The organism is Rhodanobacter sp. DHG33, assembly GCF_014843005.1.
Taxonomy (GTDB): Bacteria; Pseudomonadota; Gammaproteobacteria; order Xanthomonadales; family Rhodanobacteraceae; genus Rhodanobacter_A.
Map to the genome: position 1 here is coordinate 24,585 of NZ_JACYXM010000001.1, position 12,232 is coordinate 36,816.

The 12,232-nt window shown below is 63.4% G+C and carries 9 protein-coding genes and 1 riboswitch; of the genes, 5 read left to right on the forward strand and 4 right to left on the reverse strand.

Annotated elements, in window-relative coordinates:
* The first annotated feature begins 76 nt into the window (after positions 1-76).
* From IHE46_RS00120 to ppa, 4 genes are all read left to right on the forward strand, one after another.
* Positions 77-3,238, forward strand: a complete 3,162-nt coding sequence (locus tag IHE46_RS00120; protein WP_225562686.1) for a TonB-dependent receptor — start codon at positions 77-79, stop codon at positions 3,236-3,238.
* Between the two features lie 98 nt (positions 3,239-3,336).
* Complete coding sequence (locus tag IHE46_RS00125; RefSeq protein WP_192162355.1) at positions 3,337-4,371, forward strand: redoxin family protein; 1,035 nt, start codon at positions 3,337-3,339, stop codon at positions 4,369-4,371.
* Positions 4,372-4,614: 243 nt separating this feature from the next.
* Entirely contained in the window at positions 4,615-6,096 is a 1,482-nt protein-coding gene (locus tag IHE46_RS00130; protein WP_225562687.1) for a PLP-dependent aminotransferase family protein, read from the forward strand.
* Positions 6,097-6,520: 424 nt separating this feature from the next.
* On the forward strand, positions 6,521-7,057 hold the full coding sequence (gene ppa / locus IHE46_RS00135; RefSeq protein WP_192162357.1) for an inorganic diphosphatase: 537 nt from the start codon (positions 6,521-6,523) through the stop codon (positions 7,055-7,057).
* A 109-nt stretch (positions 7,058-7,166) separates the two neighbouring features.
* Here the strand turns inward: ppa and IHE46_RS00140 are convergent, their stop codons facing one another.
* The 4 genes from IHE46_RS00140 to IHE46_RS00155 all read right to left on the reverse strand — a co-directional run bounded on the left by IHE46_RS00140 (position 7,167) and on the right by IHE46_RS00155 (position 11,329).
* Complete coding sequence (locus IHE46_RS00140; RefSeq protein WP_192162359.1) at positions 7,167-7,733, reverse strand: HdeD family acid-resistance protein; 567 nt, start codon at positions 7,731-7,733, stop codon at positions 7,167-7,169.
* Positions 7,734-7,807: 74 nt separating this feature from the next.
* On the reverse strand, positions 7,808-8,383 hold the full coding sequence (locus tag IHE46_RS00145) for a DUF892 family protein (RefSeq protein ID WP_192162361.1): 576 nt from the start codon (positions 8,381-8,383) through the stop codon (positions 7,808-7,810).
* A 117-nt stretch (positions 8,384-8,500) separates the two neighbouring features.
* Entirely contained in the window at positions 8,501-10,378 is a 1,878-nt protein-coding gene (gene thiC / locus IHE46_RS00150; RefSeq protein WP_192162363.1) for a phosphomethylpyrimidine synthase ThiC, read from the reverse strand.
* 162 nt (positions 10,379-10,540) lie between these two features.
* A riboswitch (TPP riboswitch) is annotated at positions 10,541-10,637 on the reverse strand.
* 41 nt (positions 10,638-10,678) lie between these two features.
* Positions 10,679-11,329 (reverse strand): TetR/AcrR family transcriptional regulator, encoded by a 651-nt coding sequence (locus IHE46_RS00155; RefSeq protein ID WP_192162365.1) that lies wholly within the window; start codon positions 11,327-11,329, stop codon positions 10,679-10,681.
* A gap of 241 nt (positions 11,330-11,570) precedes the next feature.
* Here IHE46_RS00155 and IHE46_RS00160 point away from each other — a divergent pair, with 241 nt between their 5' ends.
* A complete protein-coding gene (locus IHE46_RS00160) occupies positions 11,571-12,215 on the forward strand; it encodes a protein-L-isoaspartate O-methyltransferase (RefSeq protein WP_192162367.1) in 645 nt (214 codons plus the stop codon).
* Positions 12,216-12,232: the final 17 nt, after the last annotated feature.

Below are 12,232 nucleotides of genomic sequence, written 5' to 3' on the forward strand. Positions count from 1 at the left end.
TTCTGACGGGAAACACGAATTCATCCGGGCGATACCAAACATCCGGATTCGGCAATCACATTGGGAGAGGCGTGGCATGCAAAGCAACCAACATCACATCGAACACAAATGTCGCGGGCATCGGATGAATCGCACGGCACTGAGTGCAACCATCACCGCCATGCTGGGGCTCTACGGCGCGACAGCGTTTGCGCCTGTCCATGCGCAGGCCACCACCGGCACGATTTTTGGCCAAGCACCGATTGCTACCGGCGAGACCATTCAAATCACGGGCGGCTCGGGCTTCAATCGCGCGGTGCAGGTCGACAAGTCGGGGCGCTATTCCGTCACACTGCCCATCGGCGCGTATGACGTGACCTTGCTGCAGAATGGCCAGGCCATCCAGACGCACAAGGACGTCGTGCCGAACGCTGGCGGCGCCATCGAGATCGACTTCGCGACGGCCTCCAGCAGCGCCAATGCGCAGAACCTGTCCACGGTGACGGTGACGGCCAATACGATTCCCGCGATCGATGTGACTTCGACCCGCGAGAGCACGGTGATCACGGCTGAGCAGTTGCAGCATTTGCCTTTGGCACGGAGCTCTGCAGCCATCGCACTGTTGGCACCAGGCGCCGTACCGGGAGCCGCGATGCTCGGCGGCGGCATGATGATGGGTGGAGGAGCCGGCGCCACTACCGGCGACCCGGTCGTTTCCTTTGGAGGCGCATCAGTCGCAGAAAATGCCTATTACATAAATGGCTTCAACACCTCCGATCCACTCGGCAACACGGGCGGCATCTCACTTCCCTATGGTTCCATCGCGCAGCAGGAAACGCTGACCAGCGGCTACGGCGCCGAATACGGTCGCTCGGCCGGCGGCGTGATCAGTCAGGTCGGCAAGAGCGGCACCAACGACTGGCACTTCGGCGGCCAAGTGCTGTGGCAACCGGCGTGGGCGACCAGCGACGAAGACAACATCTACTGGTCGAACCCAAGGGCCTCCAACTACGGCCAGATCTACGACTACCAGAAAGGCAACAGCCAGTGGAACACGGTCTACGACGCCTACGTTGGCGGCCCGCTGATCAAGGACACTCTGTTCTTTTTCATCTCGGCCGAGGCGGACAAGACCGAGCATACGTCGATACAGAATGTGACCGCGAATGCCGGCGGCAACAATCTGGTCGAAAACCAGCATTACAACTTACCGAAGTTCTACGCGAAGCTCGACTGGAACATCAATGCGAACAACACCCTTTCGCTGACCGGCGTCAAGAATTCCGAGCAGTTCAATGGCTCATTCTACAATTACGACTACACCACCCATCAGACCGGGGCGCTCAACAGCCTGAACCAGAGTTTCAAGAATTCCTTTGGCATCTGGATCGCCAAATACACGTCGTACATCACCGATAACCTGACCTTGAATGCCATGTACGGCAAGATGGACGGCACCTACTACACGGTGCAGCCGCCCTATGCGGGATTCGATCCGGCATTGCCGTCGATCATCAATGCGAACCTGGAAAATCCGGCTTACACGAATGGCGCCAGCGGCGGCATCGCCAACACTAATGTCAACACCCAGATCAATGACCCCAATCACAAGTCCACCGTGAGCAACCTGCGCGTGGATCTTGAGTGGAAGCTGGGCAATCACGACATCAAGTTCGGCATCGACAACGACACCACCAACGATGTCGATGCGGGCAATGCCATGACCGGGCCCGGGTATGCGTGGGAATACAATACAGTCACGCCGGGTCAGCCTGTCGTCGGTACCAACCCATCGATCCAACCTTACGTGGGTCCATCCGCGAGCCCTTATGTAGTCAACAAATACATCTTCATCACCCAGGCGACGATACAGGTCACCCAGCGTGCGCAATACCTGCAGGATAACTGGCAGGTCACGCCGAACCTGCTGTTGAACCTCGGTCTGCGCAACGACCAGTTCACCAACTACAACCCGGATCACGTGGCCTACCTGCGGCTGACCAGTCCGCAGTGGTCGCCGCGCATCGGCTTCAGCTGGGATGTGTTCGGTGATTCGACCTTGAAGGTGTTCGGCAATGCCGGTCGCTACTACCTGGCGATGCCGGCCGGCGTGGCACTGCGCGAAGCCGCGGGCTCGCTGTACACCAATGAGTACTACAACTACACCGGCATCGATGCGAACGGCGTTCCAACAGGCCTTACCCCGCTCCCATCCAATCCGGCCGGCGCCGTATCGACCAACAACGAGTATGGCGAGCCGCTGGATCCCAAGACGGTGGCTTCATCGAACCTCAAAGCTGAATACCAGGACGAATTCGTGCTCGGCATGCAGCAACAGATCAACAAGTCGTGGGTGTATGGCGTCACAGGCATGTGGCGCACCCTGGGCAGGATCATCGACGACGTCGACGACACGAACACGGAATGCGCCCAGTTGCTAGCACAGAACCCAGGAGCCGCCGGTACGATCGGCGCTCATTGCGCCAACGTCGATCTCAACGGCAGCGTACTGATCAACCCGGGCTCGACCAATACCTTCCGGATCGCGGATGGCCATGGCGGCTACTACAGCTGGACCGTATCGCCCTCGCAGTTCGGCTTCCCGAAGGTCACGCGCAAGTACGGTTCGCTGGAGATGTACCTGGAGCATCCGTTCGACGGCACGTGGTACGGCAAGATCGATTACGTGTACTCCCACAGTTTCGGCACGACCGAAGGACCGGTGCAATCGAATATAGGCCAGGGCGGCAACTCCGGATCGGCGACCACGCAGTGGGACTTCGGCTCGCTGATGCAATACGCCAACGGCGATCAGGCGAATGACCGACGGCATGTGCTGAAGGCCTATGGCACCTACCAGATCGCACCGGAGTGGACGGCCAGCGGCATCTACACCATAGCTTCAGGGACGCCCAACGATTGCCTCGGCTTCTTCGGCCCGAACCAATCCGATCCGACTGGATACGCGACCGTCCAGAACGGCTCTTACCACTGGTGTGGCGGACAGCCAGCCGCCCCCGGCAGCACGGGCCGTACACCATGGACGCATCAGCTGAACCTCAGCGTCGAATACCGGCCCTTGTGGGCAGGCAAGAAGCTCGGGTTCCAAGCCCAGGTGCACAATGTGTTCAACGAACAGAAGTACATCCAAGTCTTCGCCAATTACGGAACCACGACCAGTCCCAACTCGCTCTACATGACGCCGGTCGCATTGGAGGCACCACGTTACGTCCAGTTCGGCATCACTTACGATTGGTGAGTCGTACAGAAGGGTGCGGACCTGCGGTTTGGTCACGGCATGACAGAGGGGCCATCGGGATTTCCCGATGGCCCGGAGACCCGAAGATGCAGAGACACATGGACAGCTTGCCCGGGCCCGATGGCGCGCTTCTCTATGCCGCCCTCCCGATACCCACTTCCGTACAACGGTGCCGTCCGATGAAACCCCTCGTCCTGTCTTCCCTTCTAACGTTTGGCCTTGCCCTCTCCGGCAGCACGGCCGCGGCACAGCTCACGGCAGCCCCGGACTTCACCGGCATCGACCACTGGATCAACTCGCCGCCGCTGACCATGGCCAGCCTGCACGGCAAGGTCGTACTGGTCGATTTCTGGGCTTATTCGTGCATCAACTGCGTGCGCGAGTTGCCGCATGTCGAGCACCTGTACGAAACCTACAAGGACAAGGGATTGATGGTGGTCGGTGTGCATTCGCCGGAATTCGATTTCGAGAAGAATCCTTCCAACGTCACCACCGCCGTACAGCGATTGAACGTCACCTTCCCGGTCGCCATGGACAGCGGGCATGCAACTTGGTCGGCATGGCACAACCAGTACTGGCCCGCCGAATACCTGATCGACCAGAACGGCCAACTGATCGGCCACCAGTACGGCGAAGGCGGCTACCTGCGCATGGAAAATGCGATACGCACACTGCTTGGCCTGAGCGCGCTGCCCGACACTGGCGCTACAGATGGCGACGCCACCACCGATGGCGATACGCCGGAAATGCTGCTGGGCACCGAGGCCCAGACAGGCCTGGACAGCTCCGAGGACGGACACAACGGCCTGCGTCGTTTTCCCACCGCAGGTCAACCCGCACCCAACCATTACGCGTTAACGGGCCTGTGGAGAATCACGGACGAGTGCGCAGCCTTGGCCGGCTCCGAAGGAAGCATCGCGATGCGATTCAAGGCCACCAAGCTTTACATGGTCGCCAACGCAGACACCCCCATCACCCTGGAAGTGACGGTCGATGGCAAATTGCAACCACCTGTCACTGTTCAGGGCAGTCATCTCTACACCCTATTCGATGGGCGTGCCGACGGCAGCCACTTGTTGAAGTTGCACATTCCTGCGAAGGGGTTGCAGGTCTACAGTTTCAGCTTCGGTTGATTTACCCCTTGCATGCCGGCAAAGGCGATTTCCGCTTGAGCCATGCGGGCTTCCAGAAATCCCGCCATATCTACATCACGGGTCCCGCCGCCATCTGATCGGCAGGCGGTTTGCTACGGTACCTGGATGAATCGGGCCGACGGCCTCCCTGCGCGCGATACCCATGCGACCCGGCATCTGATGACTCCTCTCCCGGGCATCGCTTCATCGAGACGGATCGTATACTGCGGAGGCAACTCCTCCATGGCCACGAATATTGCGGAGACGCTCTCCGAAAGCGCAGACATGTTCCTGGAACTCGACGGCCATGGCCCGCACTACGCGCAACTGGCCCGGGCGCTCAGAGAGGCCGTCCTCGACGGCCGCCTGACGACCGGCGCCCGCCTGCCGCCCACGCGAGAGCTCGCCCGCGAACTGGAACTGTCCCGCACCACCGTGCTGGCCGCCTACGAACAACTGCGCGCCGAAGGCTTCATCGAAGGTCACGCCGGCTCGGGAAGCTACGTGGCATCGCTGCAGACCCATCCGCCGCTGCTCCCCGCCGCACCGACGATCGAGCCGCCGTCGCGCTTTGCGCAGCGGGCTCGGCTGGTGCGCATTCCCGGCATCGCCACGAAACACCGCGGGCTGCGCTACGAACTGCAGTACGGCCATTCGCAGATCAACCCGGCGCTGAATGGCATCTGGGGGCGGGAGTTGGCGCGAGCGGCCATCTACACTCCACCCCAGATCACCCACGTACAGGGCCTGCCGGCCCTGCGCAAACAGATCTGCGATTACCTCGCGCACCGCCGCGGCGTGCGCGTCTCGCCCGAGCAGGTCATGGTCGTCGCCGGAACCCAGCAGGCCGTGACCATCGCGGCGCGCGTACTGCTGGACGAAGGCGATGCGGTGGCGCTGGAAGAGCCGCACTATTTCAGCATGCACCAGGCGCTGGTCGCGCACGGCGCACGGATATGTCCCGTGCGCACCGACCACGACGGTCTGGTCTGCGCCGAACTGCCGCAAATTTCGCCCCGCCTCGTCTGCGTGACGCCCTCGCACCAGTTTCCCACCGGCGCCGTGCTTTCGCTGCCGCGCAGGCTGGAGCTGCTGCGCTACGCGGAGAAACACCAATGCTGGATCCTCGAGGACGACTACGACGGCGAGTTCCGCTACGACGCCCATCCGCTGGCGGCACTGCGTTCGCTCGACGAAGGCGACCGCGTGATCTACGTAGGCACCTTCTCCAAGGTGCTGTTCGGGACCCTGCGGCTGGCTTACATGGTGCTGCCGGTGGCGCTGGTCGATGACTTCGTCAATGCCAAGTACCTGAGCGACGTCGCCAGCCCCGGCATCGAACAGGCCGCCTTGGCGCACTTCATGGAGGATGGCGGCTTCGAACGCCATCTGCGGCTTGCCCGCAAGGAGCTGCAGGCGCGTCGCGAGGCGCTGACCGAAGGATTGCGCCAGTACGCGGGAGATCGCGTGGAGATCGCCGGCTCGCCTGCCGGCATGCACGTCGTGGCCTGGTTGCGCGGCTACGACCACACCCGCGCCGAGGCTTTGGTCGAGCTCGCACGCGAACGCGGGCTGGGCCTGTACTCGATGACCCCGCACTATCTGGTCCCGCCTGCGCGTCCCGGTTTGCTGCTGGGCTACTGCGGCCTGTCGGTCACGACGCTGCGCGAAGCCATGCAGCTGTTCGGCCAATGCCTGGACGACATGGACGCGCGACAGGTTTAGAACCTGCTTTCCGGGAGCCGCGATATCCGCGATCCCAACGTTTCTGTTTGTATGGGCGAGGCTGCTTTCGCTATCGCAAGAAACAGGGTAGTTCCGGTCACCTGCCGCCACCCGGGTTCCTTTCCTTGCTGATCCACGCGTCATCGTTGGAATGATGCGAACGGTGAAACCGTGCCGTAGGGCCTAGCGATTGGAGTCACTCCTGCCTGCGCGATAGGGGCAGCGGCTGGAAACCTAGATCCATAGCTGGCCGTCGCGCCGCGGGCAGCACAAGCAAGTCGCTCACGAAGCGCCCGCAACGCTCACGCGGAGGAAGCGCGGCAGCCCTCCGGCCCTGGCGTTCAGCCGTCGCTGCTGCATCGCAGCAGCCTTTTGCCTTATGCTAGCGAGCTGACTTTCCACCCTATCGCGCAAGGACATCCCCATGGGTCTGCACCTGGTTCCCGCCGGCCGCAACGTGCCGGACGAAATCAACGTCATCATCGAAATCCCCAAGGACGCCGAGCCGGTCAAGTACGAGGTGGACAAGGATTCGGGCGCCATCTTCGTCGACCGCATCCTGTCCACGCCGATGCGCTACCCGTGCAACTACGGCTACGTGCCGGGCACGCTGGGCGGCGACGGCGATCCGCTGGACGTGCTGGTGATCCTGCCGCTGCCGCTGACGGTGGGCTCGGTGATCCGCTGCCATCCGGTCGGCATGTTGAAGATGACCGACGAGGCCGGCAGCGACGAGAAGCTGCTGGCGATCCCCTCGCCCAAGGTGTTTCCCGGCTACGCCCACATCAACGACATCAAGGGTGTTTCGCCGCACTGGCTGGAACGCATCGGCCACTTCTTCGAACACTACAAGGATCTCGAGAAGGGCAAGTGGGTGAAGGTGGACGGCTGGGAAGGCGCCGACGCGGCGAAGACCGAGATCGTCGCCGGCGTGGAGCGCTACAAAGCATCCAAGGCCTGATCCTCCGCATGGAAACGGTGCGCCGCTGCGAAGCGGCGCACCGTTTTTTATGCCTGCTCCAGGCCGCTGCGCACGCGGACCTTGCGCTTCGCGGCAACCGCGCCGCGGATCAGATCTGCATCGGCAGGCTGCGCACGGCCAGGGCGGTCATCACCTGCGACCAGCCGACGACGATCAGGTCGATGCCGATGAACAGGCCGATCACCCACAGTCCGCTCGCCGGCCATTGCGCCCAGATCAGCACGCCGAGAACCAGGGTCACGATGCCGTTGAGGATCACCCACCCGCGGCCCGGCGCATGCACGCCCCAACCCGCCACGATGCGGAACACGCCGCCCACGACGAAATAGATCGCCAGCAGCAGGGTCATCACGACGGCACCGGCCAACGGGTTGCGCAGCAGCATGAAGCCCACGACGACGGCCAGCACGGCATTCAACGCATGCAGCAGCAGGTGGCCGCTGCCGCGGTGCCGGAATGTCTGCACGCCTTCGATGATGCCCGCCAGCAACAGGATCCATCCGAACACGAGCGCCGAAGTGACGGTGGCGACCACCGAATCCACCAGCGCGACGATGCCGAGCATCAGCAACAACACGCCCAGCGCGAGCAACCAGCCCCAGTTATGCCGCAATTCCCCGGCGATGGCCGCCGGCATGCCTACGGGTCGACTCATGCTGCCTCCTTCCACATCGGCCAACCGGATGCGTGCACGGCGCCCATCCACCCGGCGCGCTGCTACACCCTCTGTCAGCGTCGCTTCGCGGGCCGGGCGGGCTCGCCCTTCTTGCCCAGCTGCTCCAGTAGGGAATTCATGTCCTCGGCATGCTCTTCTTCCATCGCGAGGATTCCTTCCAGCACGCGTCGGGTGGTGGGATCGTCCTTGCCCACGTAGTCGATCATCTCGCGGTAGCTGTCGATGGCGATGCGCTCGGCCACCAGGTCTTCCTTGATCATGTCCACGATGTCCTCACCCTCGACATAGTCGGCATGGCTGCGCGTGGCCAGGCCATCGGGCGAGAAATTCGGCTTGCCGTCGAGCTGGGTGATGCGCTCGGCCAGCAAGTCGGCATGGCCCTGCTCCTCGTTCGCGTGCTGCAGGAACTCCTGCTTGATCGCCTGCGAATGGATGCCGGACGCCATGTAGTAGTGGTACTTGTAGCGCAGCACGCAGACGATCTCGGTGGCGAGCGCGTGGTTGAGCAGCTTCACTACGGTGGCACGGTCGGCCTTGTAGCCCGCGATCATCGCGCCCTTGTCGATGTCCTGGCGCGCACGCTTGCGGATGGCCGAGAGGTCGCTGACGAAGGGCTTGGCTTTGGACATGGCTGGCTCCTGCGGCTGTTTGCAACGGGCATGGCACTCCACCCTAGGCAGGCGCATGAAAAAGCCAGGTGAAGGTTCCTTCACCTGGCTTCATCCATTCGGCCATCGCGTGCGGCGTCAGGCCTTGCGATACACCTCGGCACCCTGCGCACGGAACTCGGCGGCCTTTTCGGCCATGCCTTCGACCAGGGCCTCGGTTTCGCCGGTGCCGTGCTCGGCGGCGTAGTCGCGCACGTCCTGCGTGATCTTCATCGAGCAGAACTTGGGGCCGCACATGGAGCAGAAGTGCGCGCTCTTGTGCGCATCCTTGGGCAGCGTCTCGTCGTGGAATTCCTTGGCCTTTTCCGGATCGAGGCCGAGGTTGAACTGGTCTTCCCAGCGGAACTCGAAACGCGCCTTCGACAGCGCGTTGTCGCGCACCTGCGCCCCGGGATGCCCCTTCGCCAGGTCCGCCGCATGCGCGGCGATCTTGTAGGCGATGATGCCGTCGCGCACGTCCTGCTTGTTCGGCAGGCCCAGGTGTTCCTTTGGCGTGACGTAGCAGAGCATGGCGGTGCCGAACCAGCCGATCATCGCCGCGCCGATCGCGCTGGTGATGTGATCGTAGCCCGGCGCAATATCGGTGGTGAGCGGCCCCAGCGTATAGAACGGCGCCTCGCCGCACTTCTCCAGCTGGCGGTCCATGTTCTCCTTGATCAGCTGCATCGGCACGTGGCCGGGGCCTTCGATCATGGTCTGCACGTCGTGCTTCCACGCGATCTGCGTGAGCTCACCCAGCGTGTCCAGCTCGCCGAACTGCGCGGCGTCGTTGGCGTCGGCCACACAACCCGGGCGCAGGCCGTCGCCGAGGCTGAAGGACACGTCGTACGCCTTCATGATCTCGCAGATGTCTTCGAAGTGCGTGTAGAGGAAGTTCTCCTTGTGGTGCGCCAGGCACCACTTCGCCATGATCGAGCCGCCGCGCGAGACGATGCCGGTGACGCGCTTGGCGGTGAGCGGCACGAAGCGCAGCAGCACGCCAGCGTGAATGGTGAAATAGTCCACGCCCTGCTCGGCCTGCTCGATCAGCGTGTCGCGGAACAGTTCCCAGGTCAGCTCCTCGGCCACGCCGCCGACCTTCTCCAGCGCCTGGTAGATCGGCACCGTGCCGATCGGCACCGGCGAATTGCGCAGGATCCACTCGCGCGTCTCGTGGATGTGCTTGCCGGTGGAAAGGTCCATCACGGTGTCGCCGCCCCAGCGGATCGACCACACCATCTTCTCGACTTCTTCCGCGATCGACGACGTGACTGCGGAATTACCAATATTTGCGTTGATCTTGGTGAGGAAGTTGCGACCGATGATCATCGGCTCGCTTTCCGGATGGTTGATGTTGGCGGGGATGATGGCGCGGCCGCGCGCCACTTCGTCGCGCACGAATTCCGGCGTGATGATCTGCGGAATCGCGGCACCGAAGGACTGTCCAAGATGCTGCACGCGCAACGCGCTGTTGCCCAGCGCTTCGAGGCGCTGGTTCTCGCGGATGGCGATGTATTCCATCTCCGGCGTCACGATACCGCGGCGCGCGTAGTGCATCTGGGTGACGTTGGCGCCCGCCTTCGCGCGGCGCGGCGTGGGCAGCTGCGGGAATCGGATCGCGGCCAACTCCGGCGCATTCGCATGGCGGCGGCCGAACTCGGAACTGCGACCGTCGAGCGCCTCGGTATCGCCGCGCTCGGCGATCCACGCAGCGCGCAGCGCCGGCAGACCGGCCGCCAGGTCCACCGAATAATCCGGATCGGTGTACGGACCGGACGTGTCGTAGACGGTGATGGCGGGATTCTTCTCCACGCCGAACATCGCCGGCGTGTCGGCCTGCGCGATCTCGCGCAACGGCACGCGCAGGTCGGCGCGGCTGCCCTGTGCATGGATCTTGCGGGACCCAGGGATCGGCCGCGTCACCGCGGCGGAGAGTTCCTGCGCGGCGCGCGCGAGATCGGACGGCAAGGCATTCATGGGATGGGCTGGCTCCGGCTTGGCTAAGCTTCTTTGAAAATCCGCGCAAGGATGCGCGGTGCTCTGCGAGGGATTCGTAGAGGCCGTACACGGATGTGCGGGCCTTGCGAACGAACTCGCATGAAGTAACCGAAGCGGCGGCGCCAAGCGCACGGCAGGCATGCGTCGTGCGATGAAGCTCCCTCCACCGGTGCTAACCGGATCAGGTTCGAAGGGACTCTCTCAGCCGACCGTTTCGCCGGCACCCCCGCTTCTGGAATGGCTATTCAAGCACGAAGCGGCCTCGGGCCGCGAGTGCGGTCAGCGTGGCAGGTAGGCGCGCAGGAAGGTGGCCACGCCGGCACGGGCGGTGGCCTCGATCTCGGCAGCATAGCTCTCGCTGCAATCCACGCAGCCGAACATGCGGCGCATGAACAGGTCGCCCTTGATGAGCGCGAAAAACTGCACGCAGGCGCGCGGCACGTCGCCGATGGCGAGCTGGCCGGCATCGACCGCATGCTGCAGCAGGCGTTCCATCAATCCGTGCGTGCGCAACGTGCCTTCCTCCCACAGCAGCCGGCCGAAGCGCGGGTTGCCCTGGCGGCAATCGCCGAGGATGGCGCGGAAAGTGCCCACCGTCTCGGCGTCGCAGTCGAGCCGCGCATGGATCAGCGCCACGCGCAGCAGGGTCTGCTCGATGGGAGCATGCGCGTCGTAGTCGTAGGTGTTTTCCGGGAGCAGATCCTCGACACGGGCGCGGATCACCTCGCGGAACAGATTGTCCTTGTCGCCGAAATGGCTATAGACGGTGAGCTTGGAGACGCCGGCTTCCGCGGCGATGGCATCCATGCTGGTGCCGGCGAAGGCATTGCGAATGAACAGCGCCTTGGCCGCCGCGAGGATCGCTGCGCGCTTCTCCAAGTCTTTCGGTCGCCCCGGCCCCTGCGACCTGACCGACGAAATGATGCTCATGTCCGAAGCCTTCCCAAAACAATGCGAGGTCTTTATTATACGCCCTGGTTTACTTATTTCCAGCCACACGGCGGTAAAAGTGTCCGCGGACACTGCCCGGGACATGACTTGCGTCAGTGTATCGCGGTGACTTCCGGCACTTCGTGATGCAACGTGCTGGCCGCAGTCTAGCCGTTGTCGAAGCTGGGCCAAGCCCTTATCCTTTCAGGTCTTTTTTCGACTCTTACGGAACCCGGCAGACATGGCGATGAACTTCGAGCAGGCACGGACGAACATGGTGGAAAACCAGGTGCGTCCCTGGGAGGTGCTGAACGGTCGCGTACTCGACACGCTCGGCCGCGTGCGGCGCGAGGAGTTCGTCGCCCCCGAGCACCGCCAGCTCGCCTTCGCCGACCTGTGCCTGCCGCTGGGCCACGGCGAAACGATGATGAAGCCGGTGCTGGAAGGCCGCGTGCTGCAGGCGTTGGACCTGCAGGCAACCGACCGTGTGCTGGAGATCGGCACCGGCTCGGGCTTCCTCACCGCCTGCCTCGCCAACCTCGCCGCCGAAGTCGTCAGCGTGGACATCCACGCCGACTTCACCACCACGGCCGGCAAGCGCCTGCAGGCCACCGGCGTGACGAACGCCCAGCTGCACACCGGCGAAGCCGTGAACGGCTGGCAGCCGGACGGCCAGTTCGACGTGGTGGTCGCCACCGGCGCCGTGGCCGAAGTGCCTTCGCGCTGGATGGGCTGGCTGAAGCCGGGCGGTCGCCTGCTGGCGATCCGCGGCGAATCGCCCGTGCAGAAAGTCGTACTGATCACCGGCGAAGGCGAGGACAGCCTGCTCGAAACCGACCTGCCCTACCTCGTCAACGCTGCACCCGCGCCACGTTTCGCGCTCTGAACACCTCACCGTCCCGA